At 72.5% G+C, this 17,283-nt stretch carries 14 protein-coding genes and 1 pseudogene; 6 read left to right on the top strand and 9 right to left on the bottom strand.

Annotated features, from left to right (window positions below):
* Positions 1–53: 53 nt before the first annotated feature.
* Entirely contained in the window at positions 54–1,118 is a 1,065-nt protein-coding gene (locus ACIHFE_RS27755) for a LacI family DNA-binding transcriptional regulator (RefSeq protein WP_400110748.1), read from the top strand.
* Positions 1,119–1,129: 11 nt separating this feature from the next.
* Positions 1,130–1,228: pseudogene (locus tag ACIHFE_RS27750) on the top strand (IS5/IS1182 family transposase); the annotation flags it as partial.
* Between the two features lie 47 nt (positions 1,229–1,275).
* Here the strand turns inward: ACIHFE_RS27750 and ACIHFE_RS27745 are convergent.
* Together ACIHFE_RS27745 and lysX are read right to left on the bottom strand one after the other, a co-directional pair.
* A complete protein-coding gene (locus tag ACIHFE_RS27745) occupies positions 1,276–1,593 on the bottom strand; it encodes a DUF6000 family protein (protein ID WP_400110746.1) in 318 nt (105 codons plus the stop codon).
* Positions 1,590–4,931, bottom strand: coding sequence for a bifunctional lysylphosphatidylglycerol synthetase/lysine--tRNA ligase LysX (lysX, locus tag ACIHFE_RS27740; protein ID WP_400110744.1), 3,342 nt, complete (start codon positions 4,929–4,931; stop codon positions 1,590–1,592). The genes ACIHFE_RS27745 and lysX overlap by 4 nt, the downstream gene beginning before the upstream one ends.
* Before the next feature lie 151 nt (positions 4,932–5,082).
* Between lysX and ACIHFE_RS27735 the strand changes: the two genes are divergently transcribed.
* Positions 5,083–5,277, top strand: a complete 195-nt coding sequence (locus ACIHFE_RS27735) for a hypothetical protein (RefSeq protein WP_400110742.1) — start codon at positions 5,083–5,085, stop codon at positions 5,275–5,277.
* 7 nt (positions 5,278–5,284) lie between these two features.
* Here the strand turns inward: ACIHFE_RS27735 and ACIHFE_RS27730 are convergent, their stop codons facing one another.
* Together ACIHFE_RS27730 and ACIHFE_RS27725 are read right to left on the bottom strand one after the other, a co-directional pair.
* Positions 5,285–6,691: a family 2B encapsulin nanocompartment shell protein gene (locus ACIHFE_RS27730; protein ID WP_400110740.1), complete on the bottom strand. Its 1,407-nt coding sequence runs from the start codon at positions 6,689–6,691 to the stop codon at positions 5,285–5,287.
* Positions 6,692–6,852: 161 nt separating this feature from the next.
* Entirely contained in the window at positions 6,853–8,076 is a 1,224-nt protein-coding gene (locus tag ACIHFE_RS27725) for a phosphodiester glycosidase family protein (RefSeq protein ID WP_400110899.1), read from the bottom strand.
* 222 nt (positions 8,077–8,298) lie between these two features.
* Here ACIHFE_RS27725 and ACIHFE_RS27720 point away from each other — a divergent pair, with 222 nt between their 5' ends.
* Complete coding sequence (locus ACIHFE_RS27720) at positions 8,299–9,150, top strand: phosphatidylinositol-specific phospholipase C/glycerophosphodiester phosphodiesterase family protein (RefSeq protein ID WP_400110738.1); 852 nt, start codon at positions 8,299–8,301, stop codon at positions 9,148–9,150.
* Positions 9,151–9,166: 16 nt separating this feature from the next.
* Here the strand turns inward: ACIHFE_RS27720 and ACIHFE_RS27715 are convergent, their stop codons facing one another.
* Positions 9,167–11,962: an SNF2-related protein gene (locus ACIHFE_RS27715; RefSeq protein ID WP_400110736.1), complete on the bottom strand. Its 2,796-nt coding sequence runs from the start codon at positions 11,960–11,962 to the stop codon at positions 9,167–9,169.
* Positions 11,963–12,145: 183 nt separating this feature from the next.
* Between ACIHFE_RS27715 and ACIHFE_RS27710 the strand changes: the two genes are divergently transcribed.
* Positions 12,146–12,328 carry a hypothetical protein gene (locus ACIHFE_RS27710; RefSeq protein ID WP_400110734.1) on the top strand — a complete coding sequence of 61 codons (183 nt, stop codon included), beginning with the start codon at positions 12,146–12,148 and terminating at the stop codon, positions 12,326–12,328.
* A gap of 63 nt (positions 12,329–12,391) precedes the next feature.
* On the opposite strand, the gene ACIHFE_RS27705 is transcribed toward ACIHFE_RS27710, so the two are convergent.
* The 4 genes from ACIHFE_RS27705 to ACIHFE_RS27690 all read right to left on the bottom strand — a co-directional run bounded on the left by ACIHFE_RS27705 (position 12,392) and on the right by ACIHFE_RS27690 (position 16,336).
* Positions 12,392–13,411 carry a TolB family protein gene (locus ACIHFE_RS27705; RefSeq protein ID WP_400110732.1) on the bottom strand — a complete coding sequence of 340 codons (1,020 nt, stop codon included), beginning with the start codon at positions 13,409–13,411 and terminating at the stop codon, positions 12,392–12,394.
* A complete protein-coding gene (locus ACIHFE_RS27700; protein ID WP_400110730.1) occupies positions 13,408–14,691 on the bottom strand; it encodes an MFS transporter in 1,284 nt (427 codons plus the stop codon). Before ACIHFE_RS27700 ends, ACIHFE_RS27705 begins: the two co-directional genes overlap by 4 nt.
* 1 nt (position 14,692) lies before the next feature.
* Positions 14,693–15,532, bottom strand: coding sequence for an alkaline phosphatase family protein (locus ACIHFE_RS27695; protein WP_400110897.1), 840 nt, complete (start codon positions 15,530–15,532; stop codon positions 14,693–14,695).
* A gap of 276 nt (positions 15,533–15,808) precedes the next feature.
* The gene (locus ACIHFE_RS27690) at positions 15,809–16,336 is read right to left on the bottom strand and encodes a PadR family transcriptional regulator (protein WP_400110729.1); all 528 of its coding nucleotides are present in this window, start codon (positions 16,334–16,336) and stop codon (positions 15,809–15,811) included.
* Between the two features lie 131 nt (positions 16,337–16,467).
* On the opposite strand from ACIHFE_RS27690, the gene ACIHFE_RS27685 reads away from it, so the two are divergent.
* Positions 16,468–17,253 (top strand): alpha/beta fold hydrolase, encoded by a 786-nt coding sequence (locus ACIHFE_RS27685; RefSeq protein ID WP_400110727.1) that lies wholly within the window; start codon positions 16,468–16,470, stop codon positions 17,251–17,253.
* Positions 17,254–17,283 lie beyond the last annotated feature (30 nt).

Genomic DNA, 17,283 nt, shown 5'->3' with positions numbered 1-17,283 from the left:
AGGCTAATGCGCTTTAGTGTGTTGGCCACTAAAGCGCTATAGGAGATCAGCCCATGCGCCGCCTACCGGCACGTCGCCCGACGATCAAGGACATCGCCCGTCGGGCGGGTGTCTCGGAGAGCGCGGTGTCCTTCGCGCTCAACGGCCGGCCCGGGGTCTCCTCGGCCACCCGCGAGCGGATCCGCCGGGTGGCCGAGCAACTGGGCTGGCAGCCCAGCACCGCGGCCCGGGCCCTGTCCGGCGAGGGCTCGGCCACGATCGGGCTGGTGCTGGCCCGCCCGGCACGCACCCTGGGCGTGGAGTCCTTCTTCCTCCAACTGGTCACCGGGGTACAGGAGGCACTGGCCGTACGACGGCTGGGCCTGCTCTTCCAGGTGGTGGAGGACCTGGACGCGGAGTGCGCGGTCTACCGCCGCTGGTGGGCCGAGCACCGGGTGGACGGACTGCTGGTGGTCGACCCCAGAGACCGCGACCCCCGCCCCGCCCTGCTGGCCCAACTGGGCCTGCCCGCCGTGCTGATCGGCGCCCCCGGAGAGCCGGACGATCTGGCCGGTGCGGTCTCCAACCTCTGGGCCGACGACACCGGGGCCATGGCCGCCATCACCGACCATCTGCACACCCTGGGCCACCGGCGCATCGTCCATATCGCCGGCCTGGCCGGCCTCGCCCACACCCGGCGGCGCATCGACTCCCTGCGCACCGAGGCCCAACACCGTGGCCTGCCCGAGGTGATGTCCGTTCCCACCGACTACTCCGACGCCCAGGGCGCCGAAGCCACCCGCCGCGTCCTGGCCCTGCCGCGCCCGCCCACCGCGATCATCTACGACAACGACGTCATGGCGGTAGCCGGCCTGGCCGTCGCCGCCCAGCGCGGCCTGTCGGTACCCGGCGACCTGTCCATCGTCGCCTGGGACGACTCCATCCTCTGCCGCACCGCCCACCCCGCGCTCACCGCACTGTCCCGCGACACGGCCGCCTTCGGCCGGCGCGCCGCCGAGGAGCTCATCGCGCTGCTGGACGGGGCACCGTCCCGGCAGGTGCGGCAGCCGACACCGCGGCTGACGGCCCGCGAGTCGACGGCCGCGCCGCCTGGCTACGGCCGCTCCGACAAGTCCTAGGGCGTCCGCCAGAGTTCTTCATCGCCCTGGCCGGCGTCATCAGCACCGTCCGATGCCTCATCCGACGCGCCTGGACTCTTTACCGCTGGGACACCCGCCCCCGGAAGCCACCGCATCCGGTGACCCACGCTCGGGGTCTGTCGATTCGCGAAGACACTCATCGCGCCCGCATGCCGGCCAGAGGATCCTCGCCGGCGGCGAAAGCCACCAACTGCGCAACGTTCTCCCGCGCCGCTTCCAAGGAGTTCGTGCCCTCCTCGCCGGACCACTGTTCCCACAAGCCGCCCGGCGCGAGCAACGGCCGCGCATAGCCGGTGCCGAGCACGCCGTCGAGATAAAGAAGCGTCCCCATGGCCTGGCGCTGGCATTGCCGGCTGTCGTTCTCGTTCACGGCGCGTGGAAGAAGCAGGGCCTGGTCCAGGTAACGGCGCAACAGGCCCGCTTCCTCATCTGTGCCGAGCCGGGCCAAGTTCACAGCCGCCGCACCAGCGGAAACGGCAGGGTCTCCCGGATCGACAGACCGGTCAGGAACATCACCAGCCGGTCCACGCCGATGCCCAGGCCGCCGGTCGGCGGCATGGCGTACTCCAGAGCGCGCAGGAAGTCCTCGTCCAGCTCCATCGCCTCCGGGTCGCCGCCCGCTGCCCGCAGGGACTGGGCGGTCAGGCGGCGCCGCTGTTCCACCGGGTCGATCAACTCGGAGTAGGCGGTGCCCAGTTCGGTGCCGAAGGCCACCAGGTCCCAGCGTTCGGCCAGGCGTGGTTCCAGGCGGTGCGGGCGGGTCAGTGGGGAGACGTCGGTGGGGAAGTCCTGGTAGAAGACGGGCAGGGTGGTGCGTTCCTCCACCAGGCGCTCATAGAGTTCCAGCACGATGTCGCCGCGGGTGTGCTCCGGCCGGTGCGGCACCCTGGCCATGTCGCAGAGCCGGCGCAGCGCGGCCGCCGGGGTGTCCGGGCCGACCTCCTCGCCGAGGGCCTCGCTGACCGCCCCGTAGACCGTCTTCACCGGCCAGTGGCCGGAGATGTCGTGCTCCACGCCGCCGTGGACGGCCACCGCCGAGCCATGGGCGGCGACGGCCGCCTCCTGGATCAGTTCCCGGGTGAGGTCCAGCATCACCTGGTAGTCGCCCAGGGCCTGGTACGCCTCCAGCATGGTGAACTCGGGGTTGTGCTTGTAGGAGACGCCCTCGTTGCGGAAGGTGCGGCCGAGTTCGAAGACCTTCTCCAGGCCGCCCACGCACAGCCGTTTGAGATAGAGCTCGGGGGCGATGCGCAGATAGAGGTCCAGGTCGTAGGCGTTGATATGGGTGGTGAAGGGGCGGGCGTTGGCGCCGCCGTGGACCTGCTGGAGCATGGGGGTCTCCACCTCCAGATAGCCCCGGTCCAGCAGCCCCTGGCGCAGTGCCTGCACAGCGGCGCTGCGGGCGCGCAGGGTGCGCCGGGCGTCGGGGTTGACGGCCAGGTCCACATAGCGCATCCGCACCCGGGCCTCCGGGTCGCTCAGGCCGCGGCGTTTGTCGGGGAGCGGGCGCAGGCACTTGGCGATGATCCGGGCCCGGGTGGCGAACACGGTGAGTTCGCCGCGGTCGGTGGTGCCCACCTGGCCCTCGGCCTCGATATGGTCGCCCAGATCGGTGCGGGCGGCGAAGCCGCGCAGTGGATTGTCGCCGAACTCCTCGCGGCTCAGGGTCAGTTGGAGGTCGTCGGACCAGTCGCGCAGCACCGCGAAGAGCACCCCGCCATGATTGCGCTTGAGCAGCACCCGGCCGGTGACGGTGACCCGTTCGCCGGTGCGGATCCCGGGTGGCAGCCCGGTGTGGGCGGTGCGGATGGCGGCCAGGGTGTGGGTGCGGTGGGCCTGCGCCGGGTAGGGGTCGATGCCGGTGGCGCGCAGCCGGTCCAGTTTGTGCCGCCGGACGCGCACCTGCTCGGGCAGTCCGGCCAGTTCGTCCCCTCCTTCGGCGACGGCCCCGGGGGCCGGGCCCAGTTCGGACAGCGGGGGCAGTCCGGCGGTGGACGGCAGGCGGGTCAGGCCCTTGGCCCGGCCGCGTCCCCACAGCTGGCCCAGGCTGGGCACCGAGACAAAGCCCTCGGCGATGCCGGAGGCCAGCCCGATCCGGGCCAGGGCGCCGGCGTCCGCGTAGCACAGGAAGCGGGGATGCCACTCGGGGTCGTATTTGACGTTGGAGCGGTAAAGGGCCTCCAGCTGCCACCACTTGGAGAAGAACAGCAGCAGCCGGCGCCACAGCCGCAGCACCGGCCCGGCGCCGATCCGGGCGCCCTCCTCGAAGGCCGACCGGAAGACCGCGAAGTTCAGCGAGATCCGTTTGACGCCGAACCGCCCGGCCTGGGCGCACAGTTGGGTGACCATGAACTCCATCACCCCATTGGGCGCGGCGCGGTCGCGGCGCATCAGGTCCAGGGAGACCCCGTCCGGGCCCCAGGGCACAAAGGACAGCAGGGCGATCATGTTGCCCTGGGCGTCCAGCGCCTCCACCAGCAGGCAGTCGCCGTCGGCCGGGTCCCCCAGCCTGCCCAGTGCCATGGAGAAGCCGCGTTCGGTCTCGGTGTCCCGCCAGGCGTCCGCCCGGCGGATGACCTCGACCATCTCCTCGTCGGTCAGTGCCGAGTGGCGGCGGACGCGGGCCGTGGCGCCGGTGCGCTCCACCCGGTGCACCGCCTGCCGGGTCACCCGCATCTCCCGGCCCTCCAGGTTGAACGAGGACACCTGGAGGATGGCCTCGTCACCCAGCTGGAGGGCGCCCAGGCCGGAACGGGCGTAGGCCCGGGCGCCGGTCTCGCCGGCGCCCATCACGGCCGGCTGCCAGCCGTAGCGGCCGGCCAGCGCCAGCCATGCCTCGATCGCCGGGGTCCATGCCTCGGGGTCGCCCAGCGGGTCGCCCGAGGCCAGGCACACCCCGGCCTCCACCCGGTAGGTGACGGCCGCCTTGCCGCTGGGGGAGAAGACCACCGCCTTGTCCCGGCGGGTGGCGAAGTACCCCAGTGAGTCCCGGCCCCCGTAGCGGGCGAGCAGGGCGCGGATGCGTTCCTCCTCGTCCTGGTGCAGCGCGGCCTCCAGACGCTGCGAACGGAACAGCGTCATGGTCGCGTTGAGCAGGGCCAGCGCGCCCAGCAGACCCAGCAGGAAGTACACCCAGTGCGGTGGGTGGCCGGGGAAGTGCCGGGCGCTGACCAGGCCGCCGCACACCTTGTTGGCGACAAACAGCAGCCGGTTCCCGGCGCCCTTCTCCAGCGAGCCGGGGAACAGCGCCACCAGCCCCCAGCCCAGCAGCACCGCGATGGCCAGCCCGGCCGCCAGCACCAGCAGGGCACGCAGAAAGGCGCCGTGCCGCACCTCGGCGTAGAACTCCCCGCGGGCCAGGATCAGCAGCGCCATCGCCAGCACCGACAGCACCAGCGAGGGAATGGTGTCCCAGTAGCCAACGGCCAGCAGCAGCACATCGGCCAGTACCAGCAGCCCCAGATACACCAGAACAAACCAGAGGGTGACCCGCTTGCGGGCCGCCATGGCGGTGGCCAGCAGCAGCAGGAAGACCGCATAGGCCAGGTTGGGGGCGGTGGGGACGGTGAGGTTGTCCAGGGTGTCGGTCAGCGGGTGGGCACCCCGCCGCAGCGGGGGGATCAGCGAGGTGACGGCGCAGAACAGGCCCAGCAGACCGAAGAAGAGCGCGAAGCCATTGGGCACCCGGTGCAGCAGACGGTGCCAGGCCGAGCCCGGATCACCGTCCTCCGCCGGCCTGTGAGAAGCCCCGTGCACCGGGGCGGGCGTACGCTCCCGGACTGTGCGGATCATTCCGTCAGCCTAGGCAGGCCAGGGAGCGTACGCCCGCCGGGCATCCGAATCGGTGAATAGATACCCGAACGGAGTATGCGGGCTGCCGGGCCGGTGTCCGGTGATGCGCGAGACTTGGCGGACCACCGCTGCTTCGCCTGGGAGGTATGCCATGGCCATCTCGGTCTCCGTGGTTCTGCTGCTAGTGGTCCTGGCCGTGGTCTTCCTCCGCAATGGAGGACTGCGGATGTCGCACGCACTGGTCTGCGTCCTGCTCGGCTTCCTGCTGGCCAACACCAGCATCGCGCCCACCATCTCCAACGGTCTGTCGGCCACCGCCTCGCTGGTCAGCGGCGTCAAACCGTGACCGGGCGCTAGCGGCCGACCTCCACGTCCTCCAGTACGCCCAGCGCGTCCGGCACCAGGATGGCCACCGAGTAGTAGGCGCTCACCAGGTAGGACGAGACGGCGTGCTCGTCGATGCCCATGAAGCGCACATTGAGGCTGGGCTGGTACTCGTCCGGGATGCCGGTCTGGTGCAGACCGATCACCCCCTCGTTCTTCTCCCCGGTGCGCATGGCGAGGATGGAGCTGGTGCCCCCCTCACTGACCGGGATCTTGTTGCAGGACAGCAGCGGCACCCCGCGCCAGGAGCGCATCGGATGGCCCATGACCTCCATGCTCCGGGGATACAGGCCCCGGTTGCTGCACTCCCGGCCGAAGGCGGCGATGGTGCGCGGATGGGCCAGCAGATACTCGGTCTTGCGGCGCCGGGAGAGCAGTTCGTCCAGGTCGTCCGGGGTGGGCGGACCGCTGCGGGTGTGGATGCGCTGCCCCAGGTCGGCATTGTGCAGCAGCCCGAACTCCGGATTGTTGATCATCTCGTGCTCCTGGCGCTCGCGCAGCGCCTCCACGGTCAGCCGCAGCTGCTGGTCCAGCTGGTTCATCGGCTCGTTGTAGAGGTCGGCGACCCTGGTGTGCATCCGCAACACCGTCTGCGCCACGCTCAGTTCGTACTCCCGTGGCTTGAGCTCGTACTCCACAAAGGTGCCGGGGATCACCGGCTCGCCCGCATGCCCCGAGGCCACCGCGATATCGGCCTCGCCCCGGGCGTTGGCCGCCGGAGCCGGACGGGTCGCGAAACCCTCCAGGTGCGCCCGGAGTTCCGGGGAGCGCTCGGCGATCTCCTGGAAGGTGCGCAGCGGCAGGGCCAGCACCGTGCAGCGGGTCACCGCCCGGACGGTGAAGTCCCATTCGGCGTCCGGCTCAAGCGGGACCCGCTCACCGAAGAAGTCGCCATCGGCCAGCGTGGCCAGCAGCGTCTCGTCGCCGTACTTGCCGGCGCCCTTCTTGGTCAGCTTGCCGTGCGCGATCAGGAAGATCTCGTCCGCCGGGCGGCCCCGTTCCACCAGCGACTCGCCCGCCGCGTACTGCCGCTGCACACAGCCGTCGGCCAGCGCCTGGAGCACCGAGGGCTCCTCGAAGCCGCGCATACACGGCAGTTCGCCCAGTTCCGCGGGGATGACCCGGATGTCGGTGCCGGTGGCGATGAACTCGACGATGCCATTGCCGACGGTGTAGCTCAGCCGCCGGTTCACCCGGTAGGTGCCCGCGGACACCTGCACCCAGGGCAGCACACGCAGCAGCCAGCGCGAGGAGATGCCCTGCATCTGCGGAGTGGACTTGGTGGTGGTCGCCAACTGGCGTGCCGCGTCCGTGCCCAGACTGAGTTGTGACCGGCTCTCGGGTGCGGTGTTCTCCGGCTCCACTGCCGTGGTCATAAGTGGTGTTCACCCATCTGTTGTGTGGTGCACGACGGAAAACTGCGCAGACGGCGCGAGGAGTTGACCGGATGAATTCGCGACCGGCCGACAAATTCCGAAGCTAGCAGCGCAATTCAGCCGGAAACATCACTCGAAAGTGTGGGGTAACCGGGCTGGATTCAAGAACGGACGAAAACGCCGATCCCGTTTGCCACGGCCCGCTCGTCACCATGCGACGGATGGTTGCGCACGGTGGCGTGCGCGCTGTGCGCGCTCCGGGTCACCAGGGTGCTGGAGCCGCCGCCGTCCAGGTTGAAGGCGTCCACCGCCCCGATCTTCCGCATGGTGCGGGCCAGTTCGGCCAGCGTCAGCCCGGCCCGGTACTCGGCACGCCCGTCCAGCGCCAGCAGATACAGCCGCCGCCCGCCGTCGGCCAGCCCGGCCGCGGTGCGCACCGCGGCGGTGGTGCCGTCCAGCCCGCCCAGCGCCCGGCCGCCACGCAGGATGGGGAAACCGCCCAGGGCACAGCGCAGCGCCCCGGAATGCCGGGACCGCAGCCGCTCCTCCACCCGCACCGCGTCGCCCACCGCCAGCCGGCGCAGGTCACGGGCCCCCTGCTCGCGGCCCACCAGCACCACCGAACCGCGCGGGATCGGGCCGGCGCCCGGACGCTCGTGCAGCGAGGTCACCCGGCCGTCCCGGACGGTGAGTTCCACCGTGTCACGGCTGCAGGGCGCGGCCCGGTCGGTGTCCGTGCCACAGGTGGCACGCAGCCGGGAGACGCCGCCCCAGGCCGGGGTGTACGCGCCCACCCCGTCCACCGGCAGCGCGTACTGGTTGAAGCCGGCCAGCGGCAGCTCGTCGTCCTCCTCGGTGCGCACCACCCCCTCCAGCGACAGCCGGTCCAGCCGGCCCGCCCCGTTGCCGCCCACCGCCAGTACGTCCTCGGTGGTCACCCCCTGGGGCATGGCCGGACCGAAGCGCTGGCCGTCCGGCACCGCTGCCTTCAGGGCCCGCCCGGAGGCGACCGCCGGACCCACCGGGGCCCCGGTGGCCGCCACCCCCGGATGCTGCTCCTCGGAGATATTGAAGAAGTCGCCGTTGACCCCGCCCACCGCCCGCTGCCGGTCGGCCAGTTGGGACACCTTGGCGCGCGCCCCCACCACCCCCGGATACAGCAGGTCCACCGAGACCCGCCGGCTGCGCAGATCGACCGTCAGCAGATGCCCCCGCACCGGGCCGTGCCCGCCCTGGAGGGAGAACTCCCGGTAGGTGACCCCCGGGGCCACCGCGCCGGCGGCACCCAGCCGCACCGCCGGGACATCCCGGACGGCGGCCCAGGAGGTGCCCCCGCTCCCCATGAGGGAAAACCAGGTCACCAGCACCGTCAGCACCGCGCGCACGCGGTATTCGCGTCTACTCACTGTGAACCCCAGAAGAAACGTCAACTTCGCTCAGGCACACGGGCCTTCATCATGCCCAGAAAAAACGCCGGGGAACGCTCCGGCGTCGATTGGGGCAACTCTTTTCCCGGCTCTGTCGAATGGCCCTGCGGACCTCGATACTCAACGTCAGCAGCAGGTACCGCCCAGGTGAATTCATCCACCGGACCCGGAGGCATTCCCATGACCGCCTGTACGCGCCGCGCCGCCGTCCTCAGCCTCGGAGCCGCCCTCGCCGGCACCCTCGCGACACCCGCCTTCGCCGAGGACTCCGCCACCGGCCGCGGCAAACCCCCGCTGCGCCATGCCCACGCCCACAACGACTATGAGCACCAGCACCCGCTCACCGAGGCCCTGTCGCATGGCTTCAACAGCATCGAGCCGGACATCTGGCTGGTCGGCGACCAGCTGCTGATCGGGCATGACGCCGATAAGCTCGACCCCCGGCGCACCCTGGAGTCCCTCTACCTGGATCCGCTGCTGCGCCGGGTCAGAGCCAACGGCGGCCGGGTCTACCGCGGCTATGACCTCACCGTGCAGCTACTGGTGGACATCAAGTCGCCCGGCGCGCCCACCTACCGGGAACTGGCCCGGCACCTGCACCGCTACCGCTCGATGTTCACCGTGTACTCCGGCGGGCGGGTGCACCGGGGCGCCCTGACCGCGGTGATCTCCGGCGACCGGGGAGCCCGCGGGCCGATGGAACGGGAACGGGTGCGCTATGGCTTCTACGACGGGCGGCTCACCGACCTCGACGGCCGGGCGCCCGCCTCCTTCTGCCCGCTGATCAGCGACAACTGGGGCCAGCACTTCAGCTGGCAGGGAGTGGGGCCGATGCCCGCCCGGGAACGGGCCGAGTTGCGCCGGATTGTGCGCAAGGCCCATGCGGCGGGCCGGCAGGTGCGGTTCTGGGCCACCCCGGACCAGCCGGGCCCGGCCCGGGACGCGCTCTGGCGTGAGCTGCTGGCAGCCGGGGTGGACTACCTCAACACCGATGACCTGGCCGGACTGGAGGCGTTCCTGCGCGCGCACTGAGCGGCGGCGTGCCCGGTCACCGGCCCGTCCCCCGCAGGACCACCAGCTCGGCCAGTTCGGTGTCCGTCAGGTCCGTCAGCCCGGTCAGGGCGGCCTCGCCGGGACCCAGCACCGCGTCCGCCAGGGCCTGTTTGCACCGCAGCAGCTCGGCGATGCGGTCCTCCACGGTGCCCTCGGTGACCAGGCGGTGCACCTGTACCGGCCGGGTCTGGCCGATGCGGTGGGCCCGGTCGGTGGCCTGGGCCTCCACCGCCGGGTTCCACCAGCGGTCGAAGTGCACCACATGCCCGGCCCGGGTGAGGTTCAGGCCGGTGCCGGCCGCCTTCAAGGACAGCAGGAACACCGGGACTTCACCGCTTTGGAAGCGCCGGACCAGCTCCTCCCGGCGGGTCACCGGGGTGCCGCCGTGCAGCAGCGCGGTGGTCACCCCGCGTGCGTCCAGGTGGGCCTGGAGCAGCCGGGCCATCCGGACGTACTGAGTGAAGACCAGCACACCGGTGTCCTCGGCCAGGAAGGTGTCCAGCAGCTCGTCCAGCAGTTCCAGCTTCCCCGAACGGCCGTCCGTCCGGGGGCCGTTCTCCGGCTTCTCCCTGAGGTACTGCGCCGGGTGGTTGCAGATCTGCTTCAGGGCGGTGAGGAGTTTGACGATCAGGCCCCGGCGGCGCAGGCCGTCGGTGCCCGCCACCTCGGCCAGCAGTTCGCGCACCACCGCCTCGTAGAGGCCGGCCTGCTCCCGGGTGAGCGCCACCGTGTGGTCCGTCTCGGCCTTGGGTGGCAGTCCGGGGGCGATGCCCGGGTCGCTCTTGCGGCGGCGCAGCAGGAACGGGCGGACCAGCGCGGCCAGTTGACCGGCCGCGGCGGGGTCGGCGCCGCTCTCCACGGCCCGGGCGTAGCGCCGGCGGAAGGAGTCCAGGGTGCCCAGCAGCCCTGGGGTGGTCCAGTCCAGGATGGCCCACAGTTCGGAGAGGTTGTTCTCCACCGGGGTGCCGGTGAGCGCCACCCGGGCCCCGGCCCGGATGGTGCGCAGCCGCCGGGCGGTCGCGGAGTGCGGGTTCTTGATGTGCTGGGCCTCGTCGGCGGCCACCAGGCCCCACTCGACGCCCGCCAGCCGTTCGGCGTCCCGCCGCATGGTGCCATAGGTGCTGAGCACGAACTCGCCGTCGGCCAGGCCGTCCAGGGTGCGCGCGGTGCCATGGAAGCGGCGCACCGGGGTGCCGGGGGCGAATCGTTCGATCTCCTGCTGCCAGTTGCCCAGCAGCGAGGCCGGGCAGACCACCAGGGTGGGCCCCGCCGCGTCCGGCAGGTTCTGGCGGTGCAGATGCAGGGCGATCAGGGTGACCGTCTTGCCCAGGCCCATCTCGTCGGCGAGGCAGCAGCCCAGGCCGAGCGAGGTCATCCGGTGCAGCCAGGACAGGCCGCGCAGCTGGTGGTCGCGCAGGGTGGCGGCCAGCGTGGCGGGCGGCGGCACCGGCCGGCGGGTGCCGGCGGGGTCGGCGATCAGATCGCGCAGGGCGGCCGGCCGGCCGGTCGCCTCCACCGCCACCAGCCGGCCGTCCTCGGTCTCCGCATGGCCGGTGAGCGCGGCCCGCAGTGCCTCCACCGGGGTGAGCCTGCGCTCCTTGCGGGCGCGGGCGCGCCGCAGTGCGGCCGGGTCGAGGAGCACCCACTGGTCGCGCAGCCGCACCACCGCCCGGCCCGCCTCGGCGAGCCGGTCCAGCTCGGCGCGGGTCAGCTCCAGTCCGCCGACCGCGAAGCGCCAGTGGAAGGTGAGCAGGGCATCGGCGGACAGCAGAGCGGGGCGGCCGGGCTCCCGGTCGTCCCCGGGCGAGCCGACCACCGCCCGGGCGGTCAACGGCCGGACCAACTCCCTGGGCCAGTGCACCTCCACGCCCACCGCGTCCAGGGCGGCGGCCGCCGGGCCGAGCAGCTCGCCCACCTCCTCGTCGGCCAGTTCCAGGGCGTCGGGCACCGCGGCCGAGAGCAGCGGGGCGAGCGGCGGCCAGGCGTGTACCGCACGGCGCAGCGCCGACAGGGCGCCGGCCCGCGCGCCGGGCCCCAGGATGGTGCGGCCGGACCACACCAGGGCGGCGTCCGCCACCAGCGCCGGGTCGGCCAGGCTGTGCACCTGCGCCACGGCCCGCAGACGCGGCCGGTCACCGTCCGGGCCCAGGGCCTCGATGCGCAGGGACAGGCGCACCCTGGCACCGGTGGCCGGGCTGCCGGCCCGGGGGCGCTGCTCGGGCAGCCGACGGGGCTCGGGTGCGGTGAACGCCCGGCCCGCCGTGGTGAGTTGGGTGGCCGAACCGCGTGGCAGGCCGCCGGTCACCGCGTCCAGGAAGGCGCGTACCAGCGGCTCCGGCTCGGGCAGCAGCGGCGGGTCGCTGTCCGGCAGCGGAACCGCGTGCGCGGCGGGCGGCATGGCCTCGGCCAGTTCGCGGATCCGGCGCAGCTCCGCCGGCGTCGCGGGCAACAGCCGGCCACGGGCGGCGAGCTGCAGGGCGAGGACGGCCACGGTGCCCCAGAAGACGGCCGCCTCGTCGGCGCCGGCGCCGACGGCGCGGGCGCGGGTGAGCACGGGCAGCGCCTCGCGCACCGGCAGCACGGTGGCCGGCACGGCGATGGTGGTGACCGGGGTGCCGTCCGGCACCACCACCGTCAGCTCCTCGGAGGGTCCGCCGGGGAGTGGCGGTTGCCCATCGGCACGCCAGAAGGCGATACGGCCGGTACGGGTGGGGTCGCCGGGCAGGAAGGTGGCCGAGGAGCGGGCGAGGCGGGCGAGGTCGGAGGGCGCTGCGGCAGGGGGTGGTGTCACGGTGCTGCGCAATCCTCGAAGCGATCCTCGAACTCGACTGGCCGGGGCCGGGGCGGTCGAGGGTACCCGACCGCCCTGCCCGCTCCGGGCCCCGGGCCGGCCGGGAACCGGGCGCGGCGGCCCGGCGTTGTGCTGGGGAAGAGCGAGAGCGCGGTGCGCGGTCGTGCGAGGAGGTGCGGTCCGATGAGCAATGGGGCGAAGGTCGCCGTCGCGGGCGTGACGGCGGGCGTGGTGCTGATATGGCTGGTGGGCTTCTGGGTGGGACTGCTGGTGATGGTGGGCGTACCGGTGGGTGCCTATCTGCTGCTGGATCCCTCGCAGCGCAAGCGGCTGCGCAGGGTGGCCCGTAAGGAGCTGGACCGGTAGCGCGTCGCCTGCCGGTTCTCGCCGGTTCCTGCCGGTTCTCGTTGTCGGACCGGCCATAGCCGCTCAGCCGGCCGGGAAGGCCGGGGCAAGCGCCGCCCTGGTCAGCAGGCGGGGCCGGCCGGAGCCGTCCGCCGGCACCGTCCACAGATCGGAGCCATAGGCGCCGGGCAGGGAGTAGACCAGGGTCCGGCCGTCCCGCCACACCGCCTGATCGTCCACGCTGCGCCCCTCGGCGGTGGCCGTCTCCCGCAGGGTGCGCAGGTCCAGGACGTACAGCCGCCAGGGGGCGTCCGAGGAGGCGCCCGCCACCCGTTTCTTGTACGCCACCCGGGTTCCGTCCGGGGACAGGGACGGGCACTCCACATTCCGGTGCAGCGAGCTCAGCGTCCGCTGCCGCCGGTCGCCGCGCACCAGATAGGTCTGTCCGCCGGTGGCCACGGTGGCGAAGAACCGGTTGTCATCGGCGAAGGTGACGCCCCAGACATTGAGGTCCGGGGCGTGGTGCGGGCGGCCGTCCAGGAGGAAGCGGTAGCTCTCCGGATCGCGGTCGAGGTCCCCGGAGCGCGCGTCGGCGATGGAGGTCCGGGTGGAGAAGGAGGTGCCCGCATAGGAGTCGCCGCTGACGAAGACCGTCCAGGCGACGGTGCGGCCGCTGGGCGAGACCCGGGCCCGGGTGGGGATGCCCGACAGGCCGTAGCGGTGCGTGGTGCGCAACCGGGCGTCCAGCACCAGCGCGCGGTAGCCGTCCCGCAGCTTGCCGTGCACCGCCTGCAGGCACACCCCGGTCCCGCCGGCCGAGTGGAAGCGCAGACAGCGCACCCCGGAGGCGGTGCGCACCCCGCCCGGATCACCGGCCGGGACCGAGGTCAGCTGGTCGCGGTGCGGGCCCCAGGCCATATTGCGGAAGACGGCGCGGCCCGGGGCGTCCAGCACCACCGCGCCGGAACGGACCTCGGGGCCGCCCGCCTGGGGGCGGTCCTTCTCGGCCGCCCGCCCGGCCGCGTGCAGGGTGGCGCCGATGGCCACCGCGCCCAGTACGAGGACCGCGGTCAGCAGGATCAGGATGCGGTGGGTTCGGGTCAACGGGCCTGCTCCGGTGTGGGGTTGGGGCGCAGCAGCGGGATGCTGAGCGCGGCGGACAGCGCCAGGCCCGCCGCCGCCGTGGTGAGCGCGGTGCGGTCGCCCCAGGCGGTCCAGGCCGCGCCGAAGGCGAGGGAGCACAGGAAGCGGGCCGCCGCCTGCCCGGTCTGCACCACCGCCAGGCCGCTGCCGCGTAGTTGCTCGGGCACCGCGTCGGCGGTGGCGGCGGCCAGCACTCCATCGGTGGCGGCATAGAAGGCGCCGTGCAGAGTGAGCACCGCGCCGGCCAGCACGGGAGAGCCGCCGGGAGAGGTGATCAGGAGGCCGTAGGCCGCCAGCAGGGCCAGATGGCCGGCGAGGAACAGCCGGCGCCGGCCGATCCGGTCGGCGACCACGCCCAGCGGCACGGCCAGCAGCAGAAAGGCGGCCGCGGTGCCCAGCGGCAGCAGCGGGAACCAGGACTCCGACAGCTCCAGCCGGCGCTGCAGGGTGAGATAGAGGAAGGAGTCGCTGACCGTGGTCAGCCCCAGCAGCATCGCGCAGCCGGTCAGCCGCCGTACGGCCGTCAGGCGCAACAGGCCCCGTACCGGCCGGGGTTGGCACTCCGGGACGGGACCGGTCCGGGCGGTGCGCCCCGGGGCGAAGAGCAGCAGGATGAGCACGCCCAGCGCGGCGACGCAGCCGCTGACGGTGAAGACGGCGTCATATCCGCCGGCCGCGATGCGCAGGATCACAAAGGCGGCCAGCGGGCCCAGCAGCGCGCCCGCGGTGTCCATGGCCCGGTGCACGCCGAAGGCCCGGCCCCGGGCGGCGGGTGCACAGGACAGTGAGATCAGGGCGTCCCGGGGCGCGGTGCGCAGCCCCTTGCCGGTGCGGTCGGCGGCCAGCACCGCGCCGATCAGCGGCAGGCTGTGCACGGTGAGCAGCAGTGGTTTGCACAGCGCGGACAGGCCGTAGCCCACCGCCGCCACCGCCTTGTGGCCGCCGCGGCGGTCGGAGAGCCGGCCGCCGAGCAGTCGCACCAGGGCGCTGACGCCGTTGTAGACGCCGTCCAGCAGGCCGAACCCCAGTGGGGTCAGGCCCAGTTCGCCGACCAGGTAGAGCGGCAGGACGGCGGTGACCATCTCCGAGGAGACATCGGTGACCAGGCTGACGGTGCCCAGCACCAGCACCGCGCCCGGGACGACGGCCCGCCGGCCGGGCCCAGCGGCCCGGCCGGCGGTATGAGGGGTGTCAGGTGTGTCGGGGCTGTCAGGGGTGCCGCGGCTGTCCGCGAGATACACGTCAGTTGTTCCAGATGCCGGTGATGTCCTGGCCGTTGGCGGCGTTTCCGGCATGCGCGGTGCCGTACATGTCCTCAAGGGTGTGCAGCACGTCGTAGTGGTTGTAGGTGGTGTCGGTGGACGAACCGGCCTTGACCGGCTGGCCGTAGAGGACGGTGGGGATGCGGTTGCCGCTCAGCCGGTTGTCCTCGTCGAAGGTGAGCAGCAGCAGGCTGTTGTGGTTCTGCGCCCAGTCGGCATAGCTCTTGAGGTTGTTCCTGAGCCAGTTGTCGCCGGTGGACACCGAGCAGTCGTGCATGTCGTTGCAGAGGTTGGGGACGACGAAGGACACCGTCGGCAGCTGGCTGTAGTCGCTGGGGAAGGCGTCGAAGGTGTGCGCGCTCTGCAGCGGTACATTGCTGAAGCCGAACCAGGGGTTGTGCTTCTGGGCGTAGTTGCCGCTGCGGCAGGTGGTGGAACCCTCCGACGGCAGCGACTCGTTGTAGCTGCCCCAGCTCTGGTGGGCGTCGGCCAGTTCGGAGGCCAGGTTGGGGGCGTCGCTGAAACCTATGTCCACACAGCTGTCGTCGGTGACGCCCTGGGTGTCGCCGGAGAACAGCGCGTAGTAGTTGGGCTGGCTGGGGTGGGTCTCGGCGAAGGACTGGGTGAGGTTGGCGCCGCCCTTGACCAGGGAGTTGATGTAGGGGGCGCTGGAGGAGCCGACGACCTGGTCATAGGCGTGGTTCTCGAAGACGACCACCACCACATGGTCCGGGGTGGGGACGGCCGCGGCCGGGGATGCCGAGGAGCTGGAGGCCCAGAGGCCCAGCGAGGTGGCGGCGAGTCCCAGGGCCGTGGCCATGGCGCCGATCCGGCGGCGGCGAGGTCTGCGCGGGGCGGGGTGGTCGATGGCTGCGGCGGGCACGGGTCCTCCGTACGTGGGGGTGGGCGGCAGCTCTTCCGGGGTGTCTCTCCGTGTGGTGCGCTGGCAGCGTAGGGCGGCTGGACTGGCATGTACACGACTTCAGGGTGACGGAAAGGGAAAGGGTGGCCGAGCGGTTGGTGACACGCCTTCGCGGTTGTCCAAGTGTGCCCGGCGCCCGGGAGCCGGACCCGCGGCGCACACCGGTGCGCCGGGTCACCGCGCCCGCAGGGTCTCCAAAGTGGTACGCAGCCAGGTGAGTTCGGCGCGGCTGGTGGCACGGGCGATGGTGAGCACCCCGCGCCGGAAGGGGTCTTCGATCTCCTCGGCGCGCAGCGGGCGGTCACCGGCGTAGAAGAAGCTGGCGGGCTGACTGAGGAAGGCCAGCCGCCGCTCCAGTACGGCCGCCTGGGCGTCCGGGTCCGCCAGGTGGCGCAGAAAGGCCAGCACGGTGAACCAGCGGTTCTCATCGGAGATGTCGGTTTCGGCGGGCCGGGCCAGGCGGTGGCGCAGCTCCGCGCGGCCGGCTTCGGTCAGGCTCAGCACATGCCGGGGCGCCGCGCCCGCTCCCGGCTGGGTCTCCCGCGCCAGCAGCCCGGCCTTCTCCAGCCGCTTGACGGCGGGGTAGAGCGACCCCTCGGCCACCGGCTTGACGTGCCCGGTGAGGGCGGCGATGCGCTTGCGCAGCTCATAGCCGTGCAGCGGGGTCTCGTAGAGGAAGCCCAGGATGGCGAGTTCCAGCATGCCGGTATTCAACCTCAGGCCCGTGGTACCTCGCCATCGGAATACATCGACATCGATGTATTGTGGCGGCGCGCAACATCAGCGGGACGTCAGCAGGACATCAGCGGGACATCACCGGAAGGAGAGCGGGCGTGTACCAGGCGGAGTTCGGCCCCGAGGGGGCCTGTGTGCGGTGGACCGAGACGGCGGGGGAGGGGCCGGCCCGGGTGTACGTCCATGGACTGGGCTCCTCCTCGCCGGTGTACTTCGCCCATATCGCGGCGCGCCCCGAACTGGCCGGGCGGCGCTCGCTCTTTGTCGACCTGCCCGGTCATGGCATCAGCGACCGGCCGGTTGACTTCGGCTACTCCCTGGAGGAACACGCCGACGCGCTGGCGGCGGCCCTGGACGCGGCCGGGGTGCGCGGCGCCGAGCTGATCGGGCACAGCATGGGCGGGGCGGTGGCCATGGTGCTGGCCCACCGGCGGCCCGAACTGGTCGCCCGCCTGCTGCTGGCGGAGGCCAATCTGGACCCCAACCCGGCCGTGACCTCGGGCAGCAGCGGGATCGCGGCGTACTCCGAGGAGGAGTTCCTGCGCGACGGCTATGCGCGGACCCTGGAGCGGGTGGGGCCGCTGTGGCGGGCCACCATGCGGCTGGCCGCCCCGGTGGCCCTGCACCGCAGCGCGGTGCACCTGGTGCGGGCGACCCGGCCCACGATGCGGCAGATGCTGCTGCGGACCCGGATACCCCGGCGGTATCTGCAGGGCGAGCTCAGCGGTGAACTCCGCGGCCGGCGGGAGCTGGTGGCGGCGGGAGTGGAGGTGGAGACCGTGCCGGGAGCCCGCCACAACGTGATGTTCGACAATCCCGAGGCCTTTGCCGCCGCCGTGCGGGGAGAGGCGGTGCCGGCGGCATCGGCGGTGCCGGCGGGCTGACCGGCCGGTGGCCGGGTTGCCGACGGGTCG

The sequence above is a fragment of the Streptomyces sp. NPDC052396 genome, assembly GCF_044593195.1.
Classification (GTDB): Bacteria; Actinomycetota; Actinomycetes; order Streptomycetales; family Streptomycetaceae; genus Streptomyces.
The sequence above is the reverse complement of the archived record's forward strand: the minus strand, read 5'-3'. Positions and strand labels throughout refer to the sequence as shown.